General features: G+C 34.0%; 17 protein-coding genes. All 17 read left to right on the plus strand.

Translation table 11 applies throughout. The features are described from left to right. Positions 1–3: 3 nt before the first annotated feature. The 17 genes from DNC80_RS07920 to DNC80_RS08000 all read left to right on the plus strand — a co-directional run bounded on the left by DNC80_RS07920 (position 4) and on the right by DNC80_RS08000 (position 22,601). A complete protein-coding gene (locus DNC80_RS07920; RefSeq protein ID WP_182650646.1) occupies positions 4–1,380 on the plus strand; it encodes an MFS transporter in 1,377 nt (458 codons plus the stop codon). Continuing rightward, on the plus strand, positions 1,380–2,555 hold the full coding sequence (locus DNC80_RS07925) for a glycoside hydrolase 100 family protein (RefSeq protein WP_182650648.1): 1,176 nt from the start codon (positions 1,380–1,382) through the stop codon (positions 2,553–2,555). Before DNC80_RS07920 ends, DNC80_RS07925 begins: the two co-directional genes overlap by 1 nt. Before the next feature lie 4 nt (positions 2,556–2,559). Next, a complete protein-coding gene (locus DNC80_RS07930) occupies positions 2,560–3,495 on the plus strand; it encodes a carbohydrate kinase family protein (RefSeq protein WP_182650650.1) in 936 nt (311 codons plus the stop codon). 86 nt (positions 3,496–3,581) lie between these two features. Continuing rightward, entirely contained in the window at positions 3,582–4,007 is a 426-nt protein-coding gene (locus DNC80_RS07935; protein ID WP_144889552.1) for a CBS domain-containing protein, read from the plus strand. Positions 4,008–4,161: 154 nt separating this feature from the next. Continuing rightward, positions 4,162–6,450: an NADP-dependent malic enzyme gene (locus tag DNC80_RS07940; protein ID WP_182650652.1), complete on the plus strand. Its 2,289-nt coding sequence runs from the start codon at positions 4,162–4,164 to the stop codon at positions 6,448–6,450. 94 nt (positions 6,451–6,544) lie between these two features. After that, positions 6,545–7,126 (plus strand): Holliday junction branch migration protein RuvA, encoded by a 582-nt coding sequence (ruvA, locus tag DNC80_RS07945; RefSeq protein WP_182650654.1) that lies wholly within the window; start codon positions 6,545–6,547, stop codon positions 7,124–7,126. A gap of 25 nt (positions 7,127–7,151) precedes the next feature. Continuing rightward, the gene (sprA, locus tag DNC80_RS07950; RefSeq protein ID WP_182650656.1) at positions 7,152–14,297 is read left to right on the plus strand and encodes a cell surface protein SprA; all 7,146 of its coding nucleotides are present in this window, start codon (positions 7,152–7,154) and stop codon (positions 14,295–14,297) included. A gap of 92 nt (positions 14,298–14,389) precedes the next feature. Continuing rightward, a complete protein-coding gene (gene gcvH, locus DNC80_RS07955) occupies positions 14,390–14,770 on the plus strand; it encodes a glycine cleavage system protein GcvH (RefSeq protein WP_086452894.1) in 381 nt (126 codons plus the stop codon). Between the two features lie 55 nt (positions 14,771–14,825). Next, a complete protein-coding gene (locus DNC80_RS07960) occupies positions 14,826–15,158 on the plus strand; it encodes a VanZ family protein (RefSeq protein ID WP_220485214.1) in 333 nt (110 codons plus the stop codon). A 160-nt stretch (positions 15,159–15,318) separates the two neighbouring features. Next, positions 15,319–16,062: a deoxyribose-phosphate aldolase gene (deoC, locus tag DNC80_RS07965; protein WP_182650660.1), complete on the plus strand. Its 744-nt coding sequence runs from the start codon at positions 15,319–15,321 to the stop codon at positions 16,060–16,062. 18 nt (positions 16,063–16,080) lie between these two features. Continuing rightward, a complete protein-coding gene (locus DNC80_RS07970; protein ID WP_182650662.1) occupies positions 16,081–18,204 on the plus strand; it encodes a gliding motility protein RemB in 2,124 nt (707 codons plus the stop codon). Between the two features lie 105 nt (positions 18,205–18,309). After that, positions 18,310–19,212 (plus strand): heme o synthase, encoded by a 903-nt coding sequence (gene cyoE / locus DNC80_RS07975; RefSeq protein ID WP_182650664.1) that lies wholly within the window; start codon positions 18,310–18,312, stop codon positions 19,210–19,212. Between the two features lie 2 nt (positions 19,213–19,214). Beyond that, positions 19,215–19,802 carry a cytochrome c oxidase subunit 3 gene (locus tag DNC80_RS07980; RefSeq protein ID WP_182650666.1) on the plus strand — a complete coding sequence of 196 codons (588 nt, stop codon included), beginning with the start codon at positions 19,215–19,217 and terminating at the stop codon, positions 19,800–19,802. Positions 19,803–19,844: 42 nt separating this feature from the next. Then, positions 19,845–20,822, plus strand: a complete 978-nt coding sequence (locus DNC80_RS07985; RefSeq protein ID WP_182650668.1) for a cytochrome c oxidase subunit 3 — start codon at positions 19,845–19,847, stop codon at positions 20,820–20,822. A 21-nt stretch (positions 20,823–20,843) separates the two neighbouring features. Next, positions 20,844–21,194, plus strand: a complete 351-nt coding sequence (locus tag DNC80_RS07990; RefSeq protein WP_144889532.1) for a cytochrome C oxidase subunit IV family protein — start codon at positions 20,844–20,846, stop codon at positions 21,192–21,194. 73 nt (positions 21,195–21,267) lie between these two features. Beyond that, positions 21,268–21,909, plus strand: coding sequence for a hypothetical protein (locus tag DNC80_RS07995; protein WP_182650670.1), 642 nt, complete (start codon positions 21,268–21,270; stop codon positions 21,907–21,909). A 5-nt stretch (positions 21,910–21,914) separates the two neighbouring features. Then, the gene (locus DNC80_RS08000) at positions 21,915–22,601 is read left to right on the plus strand and encodes an SCO family protein (protein WP_182650672.1); all 687 of its coding nucleotides are present in this window, start codon (positions 21,915–21,917) and stop codon (positions 22,599–22,601) included. Position 22,602 lies beyond the last annotated feature (1 nt).

The following is a 22,602-nucleotide window of genomic DNA, read 5'->3' on the forward strand; positions in this document are numbered from 1 at the left end:
AGCATGTTTAAAAAGGTAAAACTTAATTTTTGGCAAATATGGAACATGAATTTTGGGTTCTTTGGAATTCAATTCAGTTTTGGGTTGCAACAAAGTAACATGAGTGCAATTTATAAATATCTAGGAGCTGATGAAGGCAGTTTACCGATGTTATGGCTTGCTGGTCCTATTACCGGTTTGATAATTCAGCCAATTGTTGGGGCGATTAGTGACGGCACGTGGTCACCAAAATTTGGTCGTCGAAAACCATTTTTCCTTATTGGAGCCTTACTATCTAGTTTGGCATTATTAGTTATGCCTTTTTCTAATTCTATTTTTATGGCAGCAAGTTTGCTGTGGATTTTAGATGCTGCAAATAATTTGGCCATGGAGCCATATCGTGCCTTTGTAGCTGACAAATTAGATCAAAAACAACAATCATTAGGTTTTTTGATGCAAAGTTTCTTTACAGGATTAGGTATAACATTGGCTAATTTTACCCCTGCTATTTTAGTGGCATTAGGGATTTTAGCAATTACGGATAAATTATCAAATGGAATTCCAACCTATACTTATTGGGCTTTTTTCATTGGAGCATTTGCTTCTATTACATCGGTTCTGATTTCAGTTTTTACAACAAAAGAATACCCGCCTACTGACGAGGAGTTAGCATTGATTATTGAGAAGAAAAAACAAAATATTTTTAATACGGTTTTAGTAGACATTGTAAAGGCTTTCAAAACAATGCCCTTAACAATGAAACAATTAATACCGGTTAAATTTTTTACTTGGTATGCCATGTTTTGTTATTGGCAATACATCACATCTACACTTTCAATTTCAATTTTTAAGACTACAGACCAAGCATCACAAGGGTTTTCTCAAGCTCAATTGTTGACTGGCAGCTTAAATGGAACCTATAATATCATTTGTTTTATGGTTGCTTTTTTATTGGTTCCATTAGCACTTAAAATCGGTGCAAAAGGAGTTCATTTTTTCGCTTTATTATTGGGCGGAATAGGTTTATTGAGTATTCCATTTTTAAACAATGTAGATGTTCTATTTGTAATGCACAATCCGTTTGGAGAAAACGTAGCCGTAACAACCATCTTTTTATACTCATTTGGTTTAGGAATTTCTTGGGCTTCTATGATGGCTATGCCTTATCAGCTTTTGGCTGGTTCTATTCCAAAAGATAAAACGGGTATCTATATGGGAATTTTCAACATGTTTATTGTTATACCAATGGCTATTCAAGTCTTGACCATGCAATACTTTGTGTATGACTTATTAGGAAGAAATCCATTGAATGTGATTAAACTAGCAGGTGTCTTTTTAATTTTAGGTGCAGTTTTCACTCTTTTTATAACTGTTAAAAACCGAAAAGAAGCTATAGTATAATGGAAAATATAGATTATAAAAAAGCAATTGAATTATTACATAATGCTTCGTCTAAAGAAGGGTTTTTAGCGAGTGCACAAAACATTTCAAATTACAAAAGAGTTTGGGCTAGAGATGGAGTTATTTGTGGTTTAGCAGCATTAGCCTCTGCCGATGAAAAATTGATTGAGACCTTTGCTGATACATTAGAAACATTAGCAAATAATCAGCATCATAACGGTACAATTCCTTCAAATGTAATGATAGATGGCGATGTTGTAGAAGTGAGCTATGGAGGTTTAGCAGGTAGAGTTGATGCAGTGACTTGGTTTATTATAGGTGTTTGTCAATACGCTTTTTATAAAAAGGATCACGCATTCATTCAAAAATATGAGAGTAATATTCAAAAGTGTTTGCAGCTTTTAGAAGCTTGGGAATTTAATAATAAACATTTGCTTTATGTTCCTCTTTCAGGAAATTGGGCGGATGAATACATAACGGATGGTTATGTGCTATATGATCAATTATTGAGAGTATGGGCTCTTAAAAGTTATAATTATTTTAGTAAAAGTGATTTGATAGCAAGTAAAATTGAACAAATAACGCAACAGTTAGTAATTAATTTTTGTCCTGATTCAGTAGGAGAGAAATACCATGAAAGGGCATATATGGAAGCTAATATTCAAAAATTCATGCCTTGTTCGTTTTCGCCAGCAGGTTATAAGATGCAGTTTGATGCTTTTGCTAATTCCTTAGTACTACTCTTAAAGATTGGAACACCTGCACTTCAAGAAGATGTAGTGTCGTATTCATTAAGCTTGAAAAACAAAATGCCATTAAAGTTGCTGCCTGCTTTCTGGCCACCAATAAAAGAGAATGACCCTGACTGGAACTTGCTTAAAAATAATTATAAATTCGAATTTAGGAACTTTCCAAACGAATTTCATAATGGTGGAAGTTGGTCTATGGTTAATGGTTTTTATGGACTCGCCTTATTATCTTCAGCAAAAAAAGAAGAAGCTATAGAAATACTTCAAGCTATAAATGCTATTAATAAAATTGATAATTATAGTTTTTACGAAAATTTCAATAGTAAAACCCAATTGCCTAATGGAGTTTTATATTGCACATGGAGCGCAGCTGCAACTGTAATGTTGCATCAAAGTATTTACAGTGATTTTAAATATTTAGTTTAAAAAAATGAAAAAATCTATTGATATAATTTGTATTGGGGAAGTTGTAATTGATTTTATAGGTCATCAAATTGACACTTCAATAAATAGAACTAAAGATTTTCATCGATTTTTAGGTGGATCCCCTACAAATGTTGCTGTTAATGCAACAAGATTAGGCTTGAAATCAGCTTTAGTAGCCACTTGTGGTCAAGATGGATTAGGAGAGTATATCGTTCGTAAGTTAAAGGCTAATAATGTTATTACGTCCTATGTTAAAAAAATTGATGATAAGCCAACTTCGGTAATATTTGTTTCTAAATCTACGGGAACTCCTGATTTTATTCCTTTTAGAGAAGCTGACTCTCAAATTGACCCGAGCCAGATTACAGATGATTTACTTGAAAGTGCTAAAATTTTTCATACAACTTGTTTTGCATTAAGTAAAGAACCTGCTCGTACCACCATTCTTGAAAGTGCTAAAAGAGCGAAGCAATTGGGACTAAAGACAAGTATCGATATTAATTTTTCGGAACGAATTTGGAAGGATAGAGAGGAAGCTAAATCGGTGTTGAAACAGTATTTAGCAACGGATCCATTAGTAAAACTAAGTGAAGATGATTGCTACAGGCTGTTTTCAGAAGCAAAAACCGAAGATTTTATTTTTGAATATTTTCATAACCTAGGTGCTTCAACCATTTGCTTGACAAAAGGAAAAGAAGGAGTGGTTTTGTCTGACAAAGAGTTTGGACTTTTTCATCAAGAATCAATTCCAGTTCTAGAGATAAAAGATGCCACGGGTGCAGGTGATGCATTTTGGACAGGCTTTTTATATGCGCAGCTTTTGAATAAAAATTTTAATGATACTATTACTATAGCTCAAAAACTTGCAGTTCTGAAATTGCAAAATGTTGGCAGACTTCCTACTAATATTGATATTGGTTCATTTATAGAATTAGAGTAGCTAACTGCCTAAAGATATTCTTATTGCAAATTATATCCTTTTATGTTTATTTTTTATAACTTTATCATTCACTAAATGAATTGATTATGACAGTAAACCAAATTTTAAGCACAAAGGGGAAAGAGGTATTCTCTATACTATCAACCCATACAGTCTACGAAGCTCTGACCATTATGAGTGAAAAAAACATTGGAGCCATCCTCATTATTGAAGATACAGAACTAAAAGGAGTTTTATCAGAGCGGGATTATGCAAGGAAAATTGTTTTAAAAGCTAAATCCTCAAAGAAAACATTGGTTCATGAAATTATGGAGACGAATGTGGTGACCGTAAAACCAACAGATAATTTGGATTTTTGTATGGAATTAATGAGTACAAAAAGAGTGCGTCACCTGCCCGTTTTAGAGAATGATATTGTAATAGGAATTATATCCATAAGTGATGTTGTAAAAGCAATAATAGAGTTGCAAAAAGATACTATTCAACATTTAAACACTTATATTACTCAGTAAATTAATATTTTATAATAAAGAAATAGCTGCATTTAAATGCGGCTATTTTTGTTTCTAAGTTAATAAATTAGCCCAAAATTGGAAAAGAATAGTATAAAAGCTGACTTTTTAAACCAAGTCTTCTATCTTTGTGATCTAGAATAAAAGCAAAAAAATGGACAAAAATAACAAAAGAAGAGAAGCATTATTATACCACGCAAAGCCTACTCCAGGAAAAATTCAAGTTGTTCCAACTAAAAAATATGCCACACAAAGAGATTTGTCATTAGCGTATTCTCCAGGTGTTGCTGAGCCATGTTTAGAAATTGCAAAAGATATCAATAACGTTTACAAATATACTGCCAAAGGAAATCTAGTAGCCGTAATTACAAACGGTACCGCTGTTTTGGGTCTAGGGGATATAGGTCCCGAAGCCTCAAAACCAGTTATGGAAGGAAAAGGTTTGTTGTTTAAAATTTTTGCAGATATTGATGTTTTTGACATTGAAATAGGAACTAAAGATATTGAAGAGTTCATCCAAACGGTTAAGAATATTGCTCCTACTTTTGGAGGAATCAATCTTGAGGATATTAAAGCACCAGAGTCTTTTGAAATAGAAAGACGTTTAGTAGAGGAGTTAAATATTCCTGTAATGCATGATGATCAACACGGTACAGCTATCATCTCATCAGCTGCATTGTTGAATGCGCTTGAACTTGCTGATAAGAAAGCCGAAGATGTAAAAATGGTGGTTTCAGGAGCAGGATCGGCGGCACTTGCTTGTGCTGATCTATATGTTTTATTGGGCGTTAAAGTTGAGAATATTTTCATGTTCAACAGCAAAGGTTTGTTGACAAGTGACAACCCGAGTTTGTCTGAACTGCAATTAAAATATGCAAAAAACATTCCTTCAATGTCTCTTGCCGAGGCTTTAGTAGGTGCTGATATTTTTCTAGGGTTGTCTACTGGCGGACTAATGTCACCAGAGATGTTGCTTGCAATGGCTGATAATCCTATCGTGTTTGCAATGGCAAATCCGGATCCAGAAATTGATTATAATGTAGCAATTGCAACCCGTAAAGATGTTATTATGGCCACAGGAAGATCAGATTTTCCTAACCAAGTTAATAACGTTTTAGGGTTTCCTTACATTTTTAGAGGTGCTTTAGATGTACGTGCTACCAAAATCAATGAGGCTATGAAAATGGCTGCAGTAAAAGCACTTGCTTTATTGACTAAGGAGTCTGTTCCAGAACAAGTAAATGTGGCTTATGGAGCTACAAAACTTAATTTTGGTAGAGATTACATCATTCCAAAACCTTTTGATCCAAGATTGATATCTATTGTTGCACCGGCTGTAGCCAAAGCAGCTATGGAGTCTGGCGTAGCATTAAACCCTATTACAGATTGGAAAAAATACGAAGAAGAATTGAATGATCGTTTGGGTAACGACAACAAAATGGTTCGTTTGATTACCAATAGAGCCAAGATGGATCCAAAACGCATCGTTTTTGCCGAAGCAGATCATCTCGATGTTTTAAAAGCAGCTCAAATAGTACACGAAGAAGGTATTGGTTTCCCAATTTTACTAGGAAACAAAGAAATTATATTGGAACTCAAAGAAGAAATAGGCTTTGATGCTGATGTGCCTATTATTGATCCAAAAATTAAAGAAGAAGAGGCGAGAAGAAATAAATTTGCTTCAACATACTGGTCTTCAAGACAGCGTCGTGGGATTTCACTTTTTGATGCACAAAAGCTCATGCGCGAAAGAAATTATTTTGCTGCTATGATGGTCAATGAAAATGAAGCCGATGCACTGGTAACAGGACATTCTAGAAGTTATCCATCAGTAGTGAAACCCATGTTACAACTGATTGATAAAGCGGCGGGAGCTTCAATTGTTGCTACAACAAATATGATGATGACGGCTCGTGGGCCAATGTTTTTATCAGATACCGCAATAAACATCAACCCATCAGCGGATGATTTAGCTAAAATAGCAATCATGACTGCTAAAACAGCTAAAATGTTTGGAGTAGAGCCCGTAATAGCTATGGTGTCGTTTTCTAATTTTGGATCTTCATCAAGTGAAAACGCCTCAAAAGTGCGCGAAGCAGTAGCTTTCTTGCATAAAAATTATCCGGATATGATCATTGATGGAGAAATTCAAGCCGACTTTGCTTTAAACCCTGAAATGTTAAAAGAGAAGTTTCCATTCTCTAAACTAGCTGGAAAAAAAGTAAATACTTTGGTTTTCCCAAATCTAGAATCAGCCAATATTACGTATAAACTATTGAAAGAACTTAACAAAGTAGATTCCATAGGACCGATCATGTTGGGAATGGGTAAGCCAGTACACATCTTTCAATTAGGCGCAAGTGTTGAGGAAATGGTAAATATGGCCGCAATTGCAGTGATTGATGCACAAGAAAAAGCTATCAAGAAAGCCAAACAAGTTTAATTTAATGCATTGTAAACAAATTGTATCGTAATTTTTTATCAGAAATTTATGCGTGTACAAATTTTGTTATATTTGGAACTATTTTATATACATCATGATAGCACACTTACAAGGGAAACTCGTTGAAAAATCGCCAACACATATTGTTATTGATTGTGGGGGCGTAGGCTACCATATAAATATTTCCTTACATACATATTCATTATTACCCAATACCGATTTTATAAAAGTATATACGCATCTTCAAATTAAAGAAGATGCGCATACACTTTTTGGGTTTATTGAAAAATCTGAAAGAGAAATTTTCAGACTCTTATTATCTGTTTCAGGTATTGGGGCAAGCATTGCTAGAACAATGTTGTCCTCACTTGATCCAAAACAAATTACAAATGCGATAGGATCTGCAGATGTAGTAACTATTCAATCCATCAAGGGAATAGGTAGTAAAACAGCACAGAGGGTGATACTTGACCTCAAAGAAAAAGTATTGAAACTTTATGATTTAGATGAAGTTTCTATGTCTCAAAGCAATACAAATAGAGATGAAGCGTTATCAGCATTGGAAGTATTAGGTTTTGTACGAAAAAGTTCGGAAAAGATTATTGAAAAAATTGTCAAAGAAAATCCAGATGCAACCGTTGAAACTATTATCAAACAAGCTTTAAAAAACCTCTAAAAGGGATTTAAGAAACAGGAGTTATATGCATAAAAATTGTATTTTTTGGCTTGTTCTATTGTGTGGTTACATATTGCATGCTCAAGTTAAAACGGGAACTCAAGATACGGTAAGTAAGGGTTTCTCTGTGGGGAAATTACAACTTAAAAATCCACCAAGTATACTCTCGTCATATACGTATGATCCAGCTATTGATAGGTATGTGTACACAAGTTCCTTTGATGGACTTTCCATCAATTACCCTATCATATTGACTCCAAAAGAATACGAAAAATTAGTTTTGAAAGAGTCTATGCGCAACTATTTCAAGACAAAAGTAGATGCAATTGACGGTAAAAAAGAGGGGAGTGAACTAGCAAAAAAAGATTTATTACCGAGATATGTAATTAAATCAGGTTTGTTTGAATCTATTTTTGGTAGTAATACAATTGATGTAAAGCCTACAGGATCTATTGAAATGGATTTAGGTTTGCGTTTTACAAAACAAGATAATCCTTCATTTTCTCCTAGAAACAGGTCTAATCTTTCCTTTGATTTTGATCAAAGAATCAGCATGAGTTTGATGGGGAAAGTAGGAACAAGACTTAATGTAAATGCTAATTATGATACTCAATCTACTTTTGCATTTCAAAACTTAATAAAACTAGATTACGCACCCACTGAGGACGATATCATTCAAAAAATTGAAGTCGGAAATGTGAGCATGCCACTAAACAGTTCTCTCATTCGTGGCGCCCAAAGTTTATTTGGTTTCAAAACCCAATTGCAATTTGGTAAAACAACTTTCACAGGAGTATTTTCAGAACAAAAATCACAAACAAAAAGCGTAGTAGCACAAGGCGGAGGAACGATTGAAAACTTTGAAATGTTTGCTTTGGATTACGACAGTGACCGTCACTTTTTCTTATCGCAATATTTTAGAGACAGGTATGATAAATCTCTAGCAAACTATCCTTTTATTGATAGTAGAGTTCAAATCTCTAGAATCGAAATTTGGGTTACCAATAGACAAAATAGGGTAACTACAACCAATAATAATTTAAGGAATATTATTGCACTTCAAGATCTTGGTGAAGCTCAGATCACAGGTATTCCAGATAATGAAGTTGTTGTGCTAGACCCATCTACAGGAATCTTTAATGCTCCAGCTAATACTCCCTCAAATAATGCTAATAACGATTATGATCCAGCTCAAATTGCTGCTGGGACAGGATTATTAAATGCTAATATTAGAGAAATTGCAACTTCAAATTCGGGTTTTAATACTACCGTAAGTGAAGGCCAAGATTATTCTAAACTGGAAAATGCTCGAAAATTAAACCCAAATGAGTATACTTTTAACCCACAACTAGGATTTATTTCTTTGCAACAACGTTTGGCAAATGATGAGGTTTTAGCAGTGGCTTATCAATACACCATTGGGGACCAAGTGTATCAAGTAGGGGAGTTTGGTAATGACGGTGTTGATGCTACTGTGGTTACAGGTAACACGCCCGCTACACAAGCCATTATTTCTCAAAGTTTGATATTGAAAATGCTGAAAAGCAATTTGACCAATGTTAAAAATCCCATTTGGAACTTGATGATGAAAAACATCTATCAAATTCAAGGAGGATATCAATTGAAACAAGAGGATTTTAGATTTAATATTTTGTACACAGATCCTTCTCCGCTAAATTATATTACGGAAGTTTCAGGAACTCCATTTCCAGCAAATCCTGATCCCGATTCAAAAGTGGCAGAAACGCCTTTATTAAAAGTTTTTAATTTAGATAAATTAAATTTCAACAATGATCCTCAAGCTGGTGGAGATGGTTTTTTTGATTTTTTACCTAATTTGACTATTGATGCGCAAAACGGTCGTATCATGTTTACCACTAAGGAGCCTTTTGGGGAATTATTATTTTCTAAATTGTCTAATACTGCTATTGAAGATTACAGGAATCCATCTACTTATAATGACAACCAGCGTAAATATGTGTTTCAAAGTATGTACCGCAATACACAAGCAGGCGCATTACAAGACAGTGATAAAAATAAGTTTTTGTTAAGAGGAAAGTACAAATCTAGCGGAAGTGATGGAATTCCTATTGGAGCTTTCAATGTTCCACAGGGATCAGTAGTAGTTACTGCCGCAGGCAGACGCTTGGTTGAAGGGGTAGATTACAGTGTTAATTATCAATTTGGGCGTGTGCAAATTCTTGACCCATCGCTTCAAGCTTCAAATACACCTATAGAAGTGTCTTTAGAAAACAATTCTGTTTTTGGTCAACAAACCAGACGTTTCATAGGCTTAAACGTAGAACATAAAATATCAGATAATTTTGTGGTAGGGGGAACATTTTTAAAAATGACCGAGAGACCTTTTACACAGAAATCAAGTTTTGGTCAAGAGTCTGTAAATAATACTGTTTTTGGATTGAATACAAATTACTCTACTCAGGTTCCTTTCTTGACACGTCTTGTTAACAAATTACCAAATTTAGATACTGATGTACCCTCTAATTTATCCATAAGAGGTGAAGTTGCATTTTTAAGACCGGATACCCCAAAAGCGGATCAATTTCAAGGTGAATCAACTATTTATGTAGATGACTTTGAAGGGTCTCAATCAACAATTGACATGCGTTCTCCAATGGCTTGGAGTTTGTCATCAACACCAGAAAGAACAGCAGCAAGTACTTATAATTTTAATGGTAGCGCAACTGATTTAAGCTATGGGTTCAAACGGGCAAAACTGGCTTGGTATGCTATTGACCCTATTTTTTATACCCAAAAACCACCTGGAGTTTCTGATGCTGATTTGTCATTCAATAAAACAAGAAGGGTTTTTAGTAGGGAATTGTATCCCTTAACTGATATTGCACAAGGGCAAACACAGGTAATAAGCACGCTTGATTTAACCTATTTCCCATCGGAGCGAGGACCGTACAATAACAATAGCGCTGTGGGAGCTAATCCTACTGAAAATTTTGGCGGAATTATGCGTTCTTTGAATTCAACAAATTTTGAGCAAGGAAATGTTGAGTACATTCAGTTTTGGGTTTTAGATCCGTATGTGGGTAATGGCCCAGCCCCACAATCAAATATAGGAAAGATCTATTTTAACCTAGGTGAAATTTCCGAAGACATTTTAAAAGATGGAAGGAAACAATATGAAAATGGTCTTGGGCCGGATCAAATTGTAGTAAATCCAAGGCCACTTTGGGGAGATGTTCCTGCATCACAATCCTTGATCTATGCATTTGATACGAATGTAAATAACAGGCAAAATCAGGATATTGGTCTTGATGGTTTGTCAAATTCTAATGAAGGGTCTGTTTATACTAATTTTGCATCAGAGCTTGATCCAGCAGCCGATGATTATGCTTTTTATTTGAATGCCAATGGTTCAATAATAGACCGATATAAAAACTATAATGGTGTAGAGAATAATTCTCCAGTAGATATTAATACAGCAAACAGAGGTTCTAGTACTGTACCTGATGTTGAAGATATCAATAGAGATAATACCATGAATACTATCAATGCCTACTATGAGTACAGTGTTGATATGCGTCCAGGAATGGATATTGGACAAAATTATATTACTGATATTCGCAACACACAAGTTACCTTACCAAATGGTTCAACTACTGAGGCTAGATGGTTGCAGTTTAAAATACCGGTTTCTCAGCCTGAAAATGTTATAGGTTCCATCTCTGATTTTAGATCTATTCGATTTATGAGAATGTTTATGACAGGTTTTAATGATGAGGTTACAGTACGTTTTGGTGCACTTGACCTTGTGCGCGGAGAATGGAGACGTTACACTAATGCACTTGATTTTAATGATACTAATCCTGATGATGACGGTACTAATCTGGATGTTCTTGCTGTTAATATTCAAGAAAACAACGAGCGATGCCCCGTAAATTATGTAACACCACCAGCGGTTCAAAGGGAACAATTATTCAATAACAACACGGTAATCAATCAAAACGAGCAATCACTTGCGTTACGTGCTTCGGGAGACGGGTTAGAGCCACAAGATTCTAGAGCAGTTTTTAAAAATGTAAGTATAGACATGAGACAATTTAATAAATTGAAAATGTTTTTACATGCTGAATCACTGCCAAATGAGATTGCACTAAGCGACAATCAAATGGTAGGTTTTATCCGTTTTGGAAACGATTTTAATCAGAATTTTTATCAAATAGAGATTCCATTAAAAGTAACATTACCCTCTGGTGGTAACACTTCAGATTGTGGTCCTTTGAGTCCAGAACTAGTTTGGCCATCCGAAAACGAAATAGACTTACCTCTTGAATTATTGACTAGAATGAAAATTTTAGCCATGAAAGTAAATCCAAATACACTTCCGCTAGACGGGATTTATTATCCGGATACTGATGCATCTCTTCCTGATGGAGATAAATCAACTACGCTTAAGTTAGGGATTAAAGGAAATCCTAACTTTGGTTTGGTGCGAACACTTATGGTGGGAATAAAAAACAATGATCCTCTAAATGACATAAAAGGTGAGGTTTGGTTTAATGAATTACGTTTGGCTGATATGGATAACAAAGGCGGAATGGCTGCCGTTTTAAATATTGACACTAATCTAGCTGATTTTGCTACCGTTTCTGCATCGGGTAGAAAAACCACTATAGGTTTTGGTTCCCTAGAGCAAGGACCAAATGAGAGAAGTAGAGAGGATACGCAACAATACAATATTGTAACCAATGTAAATCTAGGTAAACTATTGCCTCAGAAATGGGGTGTGAACTTACCATTCAACTATTCTGTAGGGGAAGAAACTATCACTCCAGAGTACGATCCGTTCAACCAAGATATTAAGTTGAAACAATTGTTAGAGAACACCACAAATCAAAAAGAGAAAGATAATATTGCAAACAGAGCAATTGATTATACAAAAAGAACAAGCATCAATTTTATTGGAGTAAAAAAAGAACGTCAACCAGAACAAAAACAAAGAGTGTACGATCCTGAGAATTTCACTTTTTCTCAGTCTTTTAATCAAGTAGAACGTCATGATTTTGAAATAGAGGATTATGTAGATCAACATGCTAATTCTGCGGTAGATTATGCCTACACTTTTAAACCAAAACCTGTTGAACCCTTTAAAAAATCAAAGTTTTTAAAGAAAAGTAATTATTGGAAAATGTTGAGCGATTTTAATTTTAATTATTTGCCGTCAACCATTTCTTTTAATACGAATATCAATAGACAATACAACCGTCAACAATTTCGTCAAGTTGAGGTTGAAGGCATTGGACTTGATCCTTTGTATAGAAGAAATTTTGCATTCAATTATCAATATGGTTTTAATTACAACCTTACAAAATCATTAAAGCTAAATTACACAGCTTCTTCCAGTAATATTGTGAAGAGTTATCTTAATGAGGATAATGAACCTATTGACAGTTTTACAATATGGGACAGTTATTGGGATATGGGTGACCCTAACCAGCACATGCAACAATTGGTTGTAAATTATGAATTACCTATTAACAAGATTCCGTTGTTTAGTTTTATAAAAGCAACCTATTCTTATACGGGTGATTACAGCTGGCAGCGTACTTCCAATGCTTTGTCACAAATTTCAATAGGAGGACAAGATTATAATTTAGGAAATACAATTCAAAATGCAAGTTCAAGTAATTTGAATGCAAGTTTGACCATGGAAACGCTTTATAAATATTTAGGTATTTCAAAAACCAGTACGAAAGCTGCTCCTAAGCCAAAAACAGGTCCGCCAAAACCGGGTGAGAAAATAGTAAATACAAATGTTGCTGCAGCCACAGCTAAAAAAGGTCCTTTTGTAGATGGATTATTAGGCGTACTTACAAGTGTTAAAAATATACAGGTAAACTACACGCACAATAGTGGTACTGTTTTACCAGGTTATACTCCGGGTTTAGGTTTTCTAGGTTCTTCTAGACCTTCATTAGGGTTTATCTTTGGAAGCCAAGATGATATACGTTTTGAAGCAGCAAAAAAGGGATGGTTGACAAACTACCCAGACTTTAACCAAAATTATACGCAAGTAGACAATAAAATTTTGAAGGCTACGGCCAATGTGGATTTGTTTCCTGATATGAAAATAGATTTAACCTTTGACAGAGCATTGTCTCAAAATGATTCAGAGCAATATGATGTCACTAACGGGATGTATAATGCTAGATCACCATTTAGCACAGGAATTTTTTCAATCTCTACCGTATTAATTAAAACTTCCTTTTTAACAAGCGATCAAAATTCGGCAGAAGCATTTGATGATTTTAGAGAAAACAGACTTGTAATTGCAAATAGATTAGCTACTGCGAGAGGAATAAATATCAATAATCCTGCAAATCTTGACGGTGAAGGTTTTCCTAAAGGTTTTGGAAAAAACAATCAAGCCGTTTTGTTACCTGCTTTTCTTGCTGCTTATTCTGGGAATGATGCTGGAGGCGCTTCATTGGGTATTTTTAGGAGTTTTCCGTTGCCAAATTGGTCTGTAAAATACAACGGATTAATGCGTTATGCTCCGTTTAAGAAGAACTTTAAACGCTTTTCATTATTACACAATTATAGAGCTTCCTATACTATTAATGCGTTTCGTTCTAATTTTGAATATGATAAAGATCCAAACGGTATTGATGCTAGTGGCAATTTTTTTAATAAAACCATTATGTCTAACATCAATTTAGTGGAACAATTCAATCCTTTGGTTCGAATGGATTTTGAGCTTAAAAGTTCGCTAAAAGTACTTACTGAAATTAAGAAAGATAGAGCACTATCAATGAGTTTTGATAACAATTTATTGACAGAGGTTAAGGGACTTGAATATGTTGTTGGACTTGGATACAGGTTTAAAGATGTAATTTTTTCATCAAGATTGGCTGATAATCCAACGGGAGTAATAAAAAGTGATATCAATCTCTCTGCAGATGTTACGTATAGAAATAATGAAACGATAGTGCGTTATTTGGATTATAATAACAATCAGTTGGCAGGTGGACAAAACATTTGGACCGTAAAAGTTAAGGCTGACTATGCATTTAGTAAAAACTTGACGGCCATTTTTTATTACGATCACTCTTTCTCTAAGGCTGTTATATCAACTGCTTTTCCACTTACCAACATCCGATCTGGATTTACATTGCGTTATAATTTTGGAAATTAATTTTTAAATTCTAATCGGTAATTGAAAAGAAGATTGTTACATTTGTCAATAAATTCAAAAAAAATAAAAACTAATAAATAATTACAATTTAAATGAACATACCTGCAAATTTAAAGTATACAAAAGACCACGAGTGGGTTAGTATAGAAGGCGATATCGCAACAATAGGAATCACTGATTTTGCTCAAAAAGAATTAGGTGACATTGTTTATGTAGAAGTTGAAACTTTAGATCAAACACTTGATAAAGATGAAGTTTTTGGTACTGTAGAGGCAGTAAAAACAGTTTCGGATTTGTTTCTTCCTCTTGCTGGCGAAATCATCGCTTTTAATGATGACTTAGAGAGCAATCCTGAAAGTGTAAACTCAGATCCTTATGGAGCTGGATGGATGATCAAAGTAAAAGTAGCGAATGTTGCTGATTTTGACTCTTTACTATCAGAAGAAGCGTATAAAGAATTAATAGGTGCTTAAAAAAATATATCCATGGGCGCTAATACTCTGGATAGGAACTATAACTTTTTTTTGTTTGGCAACCTTCAATAGTGTGCCCTTAGGAAGCGTTTCTAATTTAGATAAAATCGTACATGCATTTTTTTATTTGATATTTACAATTCTGTTTTACCTTTCTATTAAAAATAGCTTCTCAAATACGAGTAGTTTTAAAGCAATGGCATTATCGTTTTTTTGTGCGGTTTTGTACGGCATATTAATAGAAATTATCCAAGATAAATTTACAGCTACACGCCATGCTGATATGTATGACGTTTTTGCAAATACTATTGGAGCAACTATTGCGGTACTACTAATTTACTTTTCAAATAAAATACTATCATCAGAATCAAAAAAAATCTCACACTAGTGGGATTTTTTTTTGAAGTGAAGTCATTCTATTTTTTTTAAAATAGAGTTCTGGAGCATTTATTGCACCCCTTTCAAATTGTAACTTTTAAGTGTCCTTAGTGTGGAGATAAAATGTATTTTTGTAAACAAGTTTAGTAAAATCAATAATCAAGACGACTATGGATATTAAGCAATATTTAGATGCAACCTATTTAAAAACTGCGGAACAAGCTGGTCTTACTCCAGAAGAAAATACAGTTGTTGTTAAAAAAAATGTTCAGGAAGCAATAGAGGAGGGTTTTAAACTAGTGATGATAAGGCCAGATATGGTTTCACTAGCAAAAAAAATGATTATTGATGCTAATGCGGTCTTGCAAGTAGGAACTGTTATTGATTTTCCTAATGGTGAATCCTCAGTTGAAGATAAATTAGAAGAAGCCCAAATAGCCATTCAAAATGGAGCTGATGATTTGGATTTTGTGTGCAATTATAAAGCGTTTAAAAATGGTGAAATAGATCTTGTCAAGCAAGAAATATTTGAATGTACACAACTTGGTTTAGATCATAATAAAGTGGTTAAGTGGATCATTGAAGTGGCAGCTTTAACAGATAAAGAGATTATTCAGATTTCTAGTTTGATTAAAAATGTAGTGGTGACTGCTTTTAGTCAAGAACAATTTTCACGTGTTTTTGTAAAATCATCTACAGGTTTTTATGAGACTGAGATAGGTGTGCCAAATGGTGCAACTTTACACACCATAAAAATAATGTTAGATAACGCTTCACCTTTGCCTGTAAAAGCTGCTGGTGGCGTGCGTACTCATGAAGAGGCGGTAACAATGATAAATCTTGGTGTGAAAAGAATAGGGACTTCAGGAGCTAAAATAATTTCCGACGGTCAAAAGGCCACAAAAGGATACTAAATTGTACAAATATTAAGGATGAACAAAGTATTAATAACACTGCTATTTTTATTTTCTATTGTAAGTGCAACTGCACAAGACAACTCTAATAATGGAAACCGTCCAGTCAATACGTCTGAACGTTTTCCTGTGTTTGCGGAGTGTAATTCTAAACAATTCAAGGAACTAGAAAATTGTTTTTACAACCAAGTACAAACCTATATTACTTTGAATTTTAATGTGCCTGAAGAATTAGTTTCTTCTAATTTCAAAGGGAATATAAAAGTGCTTTTTGAAGTAGACTCAAACGGAATCTTTAAAGTGATTCATGTAGATGCAAATGATGAGAATCTTATTTTAGAAACCAAGCGTGTTTTTAGTAAAATACCTAAAATTCAGCCTGCAACATATAATGGGAATGCCACTTATTCTAGATTTACCTACACAATTGCGGTTCCTTTGGTAAACAATGTTGTGACTGAAAATGTTTCTTTGGCGAAAGCCAAATCCAGCATTACAAAAGATAAAACTTTGTCAGAACTTGATAGCATCGTATATAAAAAATTCGATAATCCAGAATTAGAAAGTCAATTGAATATTCCATTTTCACATGGTTATTATGCACAATTTGATGCAGCACTAAATCAAATGGGGAGTAATAATCATACAGCTTCAAAGCCATTTACATATGCAGAAGTATCGAAATATTACAATCTCAAAGCAGTGCAAGCGTCTCTAATGAAGAAAACTTCAAGCTGGTGGTCTCGAAAATTATGGAATGAGAACATGGTTGCCATTCAAGGAGAAGGATATTGGTTTACACTTAATCCTGTTGTAGATTTACAGTTGGGAAAGGCTAGTAAAAGTTCTGATTCATATACCTTTGTAAATACTAGAGGTCTTAATTTTAGAGGAGCTCTTGGTAAAAACTTGCATTTTACAACCACAGTTTTTGAAAGTCAAGGTCGTTTTGCTCCTTATTATAACGCTTATGCTTCCTCTATAAAACCAGCGGGAGGAAATCCCGCCATAATTCCTGGAATAGGAATTGCTAAGGATTTTAAAACAACAGGTTTTGATTTTCCTTCGGCAGATGCTAATTTGACTTTTACCCCAAGCAAACATATTGATATGCAATTAGGCTATGGCCGAAATTTCATTGGAGATGGATATAGATCGTTACTAGAAAGTGATGGCGCTAGTCCATACCCATATTTTAAATTGAATACAAATTTCTGGAAGATCAAGTATACTAATACCTACATGTGGCTCAAAGACGTACGTCCTGAGGTGACTCTTGAACGTACATATGCAACTAAGTTTATGGCTAATCATTATTTGAGTTGGAACGTGTCAAACAAGTTGAATTTAGGTTTTTTTGAATCGGTGGTATGGACAAATACAAATGATAGAGGGTTTGATGTGAATTTTGTTAATCCATTAATTTTTTACAGAGCAGTCGAGTTTACGTCTTCGGCAAGAAGTGGGAATGCAGTTTTGGGTCTAACTTTTAAATACAAATGGAACAACCAAATCAATTTTTATGGGCAGTTTATCCTAGATGAATTTTCATTGAATGATGTCAAAGAGCGAAATAACAGTTGGAAAAACAAGTATGGGTATCAGTTAGGAGCAAAGTATTATAATGCTTTCGATGTAGAAAACTTAGTGGTACAATTAGAATACAATCATGTTAGGCCATATGTTTATTCTCATAGCATGCCAATTACAAACTACGCACACAACAATCAAAGTTTAGGGCATCAATGGGGAGCAAATTTTAGCGAGTTAATCCTTTTAGCCCGTTATCGAAAAGAACGATATTACGCTGACGCAAAATTTACAATGGGAACCAGAGGTTTTGATTTTGACACCACTGAAGATGGATTTAATTATGGTGGTAATATCTACAAAGATTATGATGAAAAAAGACCTTTTGATTCAGATGTAAAAGTAGGTCAAGGGAATAAAACAGCAGTGTTTATTGCGGATCTTCAAGTAGGGTATGTAGTAAATCCGTCTACTAACTTAAAAGTATTTGGGAGTTATATATACAGGACATTTGACCCAACTAAAAAAATATTGACTGCACAAAATCAAGACACAAGTTGGCTTAGTTTAGGTGTTAGAACCGATATTTTTAATTGGTATTTTGACTATTAAAAGACATCCATTTATTTTTATACTTTTTTGTGAATTGTTTTTTGTCAAATCCCTTTTGATAGCCTACTTTTGCATAAGTTTTTAGAAATAAAATAAATAGTAGCATTGAGCGCATCACAAAGTACACTTTCATTAAAATCAGTTTATATAGACTTCAGAGAAATCACAAAAGCACGATTAGCGGTTAGTGTCGTTTTTTCGTCTGTTGCGGGTTTTATGTTGGGTATTTATGATTTTCAGTCTTTAGATTGGATGGTTTTATTAAAACTGGCAATTGGCGGGTATTGTATGGTAGGTGCTTCAAATGCTTTCAATCAAATCATTGAGAAAGATCTTGATGCTTTAATGGATCGTACAAAAGGTAGGCCTGTTCCAGCAGGACGAATGACACAAACCACAGCGCTATTTATAGCTGCGTTGTTGACCATAGTAGGACTTGTGTTGTTGTATACGATAAATGGAAAAACAGCAATGTTTGGTGCTATCTCTATATTTTTATACACTAGTGTTTACACGCCATTAAAAACGATGACTTCTTTATCTGTTTTTGTAGGTGCTTTTCCAGGAGCAATTCCTTTTATGTTAGGTTGGGTTGCTGCAACTGGTGAATTTGGTATCGAAGCAGGAACCTTATTTTTAATTCAGTTTTTTTGGCAATTTCCTCATTTTTGGGCTATTGGTTGGTTCTTGTATGAAGATTACGAAAAAGCAGGTTTTTTTATGTTGCCAACGGGAAAAAAAGATAAAGGAACAGCATTACAAGTTATTTTATATACTATTTGGCTCATATTGGCTTCATTGTTACCAGCTTTTGGATATACGGGTAGGTTGTTTATAACTCCTATCGCAGCAGGAATTGTTTTCTTATTAGGATTATGGATGTTGTTTTATGGCGTTAAGCTATATCAATTAAGAACCGCAAAAGCAGCTAGAACACTTATGCTTGTAAGTGTTTCTTATATTACATTATTACAGTTAGTATACATATTTGATAAATTTTTAAGATAATTATGGAAATGACAATGACGGCTGAAGAGCAAAAATCCAGAACAAATAGATCCTATAAATTGATCCTTTTGTTCGCAATGGCAAGTATGACCATGATGTTTGCGGGACTCACAAGTGCTTTTGTAGTGAGTAAATCAAGAGCAGACTGGTTGAAAGATTTTCAACTGCCAGTTGCATTTTATTACAGTACTGCTGCTATTATAGGCTGTAGTATAACTTTTCATTTGGCAAAAAAAGCAATACAAAAGGATAATAATAGCGCCACAACAATGTATCTTTTAGCAACATTGGGTCTTGGCATTTTATTTGTAATTTTACAATTTGTAGGTTTTGGACAAATAGTAGAAAGTGGTTATTATTTTACTGGAAGCGGGAGTTCAATTACGACTACATTTCTATATGTAGTAACGGTTGTGCACCTAATTCACCTTGCTGGTGGTGTGATTTCGCTTTTAATTATAATTTATAATCATTTTAAACAAAAATACAACTCATCTCAAACCCTTGGTATAGAACTAGGTGCAATGTACTGGCACTTTCTAGACTTATTGTGGGTTTATTTGTTTTTGTTTTTATATTTCTTTAAATAAGAAAAAAACGTAAATTTGGGAACTTTTTAACGAATAACTTTTATGGAAGCGACAGTTACTACTGCAAATAGTGAAGAAAAAACTTGGGGAGGCGGCAATGAGCCAATGGGAGCAAGTTATGGCAAATTAATGATGTGGTTTTTTATCGTGTCAGATGCTTTAACGTTCTCTGGATTTCTAGCGGCGTATGGTTTTTCTAGATTTAAATTTATTGAAACATGGCCATTGGCTGATGAAGTGTTTACTCACTTTCCGTTTTTACACGGAGTTTCAGCGCCAATGTATTATGTGGCATTAATGACTTTTATTTTGATTTTCTCGTCGGTAACTATGGTTTTAGCCGTAGATGCTGGTCACCAAATGAAAAAAGACAAAGTGGTATTGTACATGTTCTTGACCATCATTGGAGGTTTTATTTTTGTTGGTTCTCAAGCTTGGGAGTGGAAAAATTTTATCAAAGGAGAGTACGGAGCAATTGAAACAAAAGGAGGTAGTTTACTTCAGTTTGTTGATAAAGATGGGAAACGTGTTGCGCTTGCTGATTTTGCAGTGACTTTACCTGAAGAGCGTGAACAGCTTAAAAGAAACAAAGCTAAATGGTTCATGGAAGAAGGTGAATTACCGTCTTACTCTGTTGCAGAGGTACAAGCTGGTTTCAAAGCGCATCCAGATTTATTGATTAGAACAGAGATTGTCAATGCGAACAAACAAAAAACAATTCTTTCTAGAAAAGATTCAGAAACTAGACTTTCTCAAGCACATTATGTTGTAGAGGGTGCTAACTTGATTAGAAATGAATACGGAAGTAAATTATTTGCTGATTTCTTCTTTTTTATAACTGGTTTTCACGGTTTTCACGTTTTCTCTGGAGTAATAATTAACATTATTATCTTTTTCAATGTACTACTTGGTACATATGATAAAAGAAAAAGTTACGAAATGGTAGAAAAAGTAGGTCTATATTGGCACTTTGTAGATTTAGTTTGGGTATTTGTATTTACAGTTTTCTATCTAGTTTAATTTCTAAAAAAAATTATTATCATGTCACACGAACACGCATCAAATGTAGGTAGAATCTGGAAAGTATTCGGAATATTATCTGCTGTAACCATATTAGAAGTATTTTTGGGTATTTTTAAACCAGAAGCCCTTCACATGAATAGTCTAATGGGTATGAACCTACTTAACTGGATATTTTATTTGCTAACCATTTACAAAGCATATTATATCGTTTGGGCTTTCATGCACATGGAAGGTGAAAAGAGCTCATTGCGAAATGCGGTTGTTTTTCCACTTATTTTTCTGATATTATACATTCTTTTTATCTTTTTGACTGAAGGGGATTATATTTATGAGGTTTTTAAAAATTCCACAATTAAATGGAATTTTTAACAAGATATTAATTCAATAAAAGGGTACGCATTGCGTACCTTTTTTTATTTTTGTACTATATATTTAAAATGTGATGAAAAAAAATATTGTCCTTTTTGTTCTCTTTATTTTACCAATAGTTGCTTATTTGTTTTTTGCTTCTGGAGTTAATGGTTATACTAAATTACCTATTGTTACTCCTAATACGGCAGATTTTGGTGCTTGGAAAACTTTAGATAGTAAACCTTTAACTTTAAATGGGAAAGTTACTATTTTGGGCTTTTGCGGTACAGAATTACTTAAAAACAGAGGTAATCTTTTTAATCTAAATCAAAAAATTTATCAACGTTATCACGAATTTAAGGATGTTCAGTTTGTAATGTTGTGTCCTGCTGGAACTGAAAGTGATGCCAAGAAAGTAGTTGATGCTTTAGGTGCTTTTACAGATGTTGCTCAATGGAGATTTGTTTTTGCTTCTCCTGAAGAAATATCAGCCTACTATACTCAATTAAAGTTAGTGGAAAAACTTGATGATAAGTTGGGGACTCCAAAGGTTTACATCATTGATAAAAAAAGAAATTTACGTGGGCGCAAGTTAGTAAAAGATGTTATGGAAGGATATAATACGTTTCATCCAGCTGAATTAAGCAATGAAATGTTAGACGATTTTAAAGTTATTCTATATGAATACAGAGCTGCACTCAAGAAAAATAACAATGCTACAAGAAAAATTTAATTGTTATGTTTAAAAATAAATCTTACATCGGTATTTCATTTATTATTTTGGTATTTGGTATTTATGCTATACCTAAGATTGTGGATCGTGTTAAAAACGATAAAATTGTCCAAGGTGATAGACTAGATAATGTTAAGGCTGAAGTTGCTGAGGAAGGGAAGTTATTAAAAATTGGAGCTGCACCTAAGTTTGAACTTACAAATCAAGATAATGTAAAAATTACAAACGAAACGTATAAGGGCAAAGTATATGTTTTAGAATTCTTTTTCACAACTTGTCCTACTATTTGTCCAAAAATGAATGAAAGTATGTTGCTCATTGAAAAAAAATTCTTTGGTAATCCTAACTTTGGTATTGCTTCTATAACGATTGATCCTGTAACGGATACACCTGCGGCATTAAAGGCACATTATGATTTGTTAGGAGTTCGATCTAAAAATTGGAATTTTTTAACAGGTGAGAAAGATTATATTTTTAAATTGGCTAACAAAGGCTTTAACTTGTATGCTGGTGAGAACAAAAAAGTAGCTGGAGGATTTGAACACTCTGGTTTATTTGCATTGATTGATAAAAACGGAAACATCCGTTGTCGTAATGATGAATTTGGTAATCCTATTTTATATTACGATGGACTCGATAAAAAAGGGGTGAGAAACCTACAACAAGATATTAATATTTTATTAGAAGAATAGA

The sequence above is a fragment of the Flavobacterium sp. SOK18b genome (assembly GCF_014156605.1).
In the GTDB taxonomy this organism is placed as follows: Bacteria; Bacteroidota; Bacteroidia; order Flavobacteriales; family Flavobacteriaceae; genus Flavobacterium; species Flavobacterium tiangeerense.

Excerpts from the sequence above, each read along its gene's own strand:
- DNC80_RS07920 (WP_182650646.1), top strand. The coding sequence starts at position 4 with ATGTTTAAAAAGGTAAAACTTAATTTTTGGCAAATATGGAACATGAAT.
- DNC80_RS07925 (WP_182650648.1), top strand. The coding sequence starts at position 1,380 with ATGGAAAATATAGATTATAAAAAAGCAATTGAATTATTACATAATGCT.
- DNC80_RS07930 (WP_182650650.1), top strand. The coding sequence starts at position 2,560 with ATGAAAAAATCTATTGATATAATTTGTATTGGGGAAGTTGTAATTGAT.
- DNC80_RS07935 (WP_144889552.1), top strand. The coding sequence starts at position 3,582 with ATGACAGTAAACCAAATTTTAAGCACAAAGGGGAAAGAGGTATTCTCT.
- DNC80_RS07940 (WP_182650652.1), top strand. The coding sequence starts at position 4,162 with ATGGACAAAAATAACAAAAGAAGAGAAGCATTATTATACCACGCAAAG.
- ruvA (WP_182650654.1), top strand. The coding sequence starts at position 6,545 with ATGATAGCACACTTACAAGGGAAACTCGTTGAAAAATCGCCAACACAT.
- sprA (WP_182650656.1), top strand. The coding sequence starts at position 7,152 with ATGCATAAAAATTGTATTTTTTGGCTTGTTCTATTGTGTGGTTACATA.
- gcvH (WP_086452894.1), top strand. The coding sequence starts at position 14,390 with ATGAACATACCTGCAAATTTAAAGTATACAAAAGACCACGAGTGGGTT.
- deoC (WP_182650660.1), top strand. The coding sequence starts at position 15,319 with ATGGATATTAAGCAATATTTAGATGCAACCTATTTAAAAACTGCGGAA.
- DNC80_RS07970 (WP_182650662.1), top strand. The coding sequence starts at position 16,081 with ATGAACAAAGTATTAATAACACTGCTATTTTTATTTTCTATTGTAAGT.
- DNC80_RS07980 (WP_182650666.1), top strand. The coding sequence starts at position 19,215 with ATGGAAATGACAATGACGGCTGAAGAGCAAAAATCCAGAACAAATAGA.
- DNC80_RS07985 (WP_182650668.1), top strand. The coding sequence starts at position 19,845 with ATGGAAGCGACAGTTACTACTGCAAATAGTGAAGAAAAAACTTGGGGA.
- DNC80_RS07990 (WP_144889532.1), top strand. The coding sequence starts at position 20,844 with ATGTCACACGAACACGCATCAAATGTAGGTAGAATCTGGAAAGTATTC.
- DNC80_RS07995 (WP_182650670.1), top strand. The coding sequence starts at position 21,268 with ATGAAAAAAAATATTGTCCTTTTTGTTCTCTTTATTTTACCAATAGTT.
- DNC80_RS08000 (WP_182650672.1), top strand. The coding sequence starts at position 21,915 with ATGTTTAAAAATAAATCTTACATCGGTATTTCATTTATTATTTTGGTA.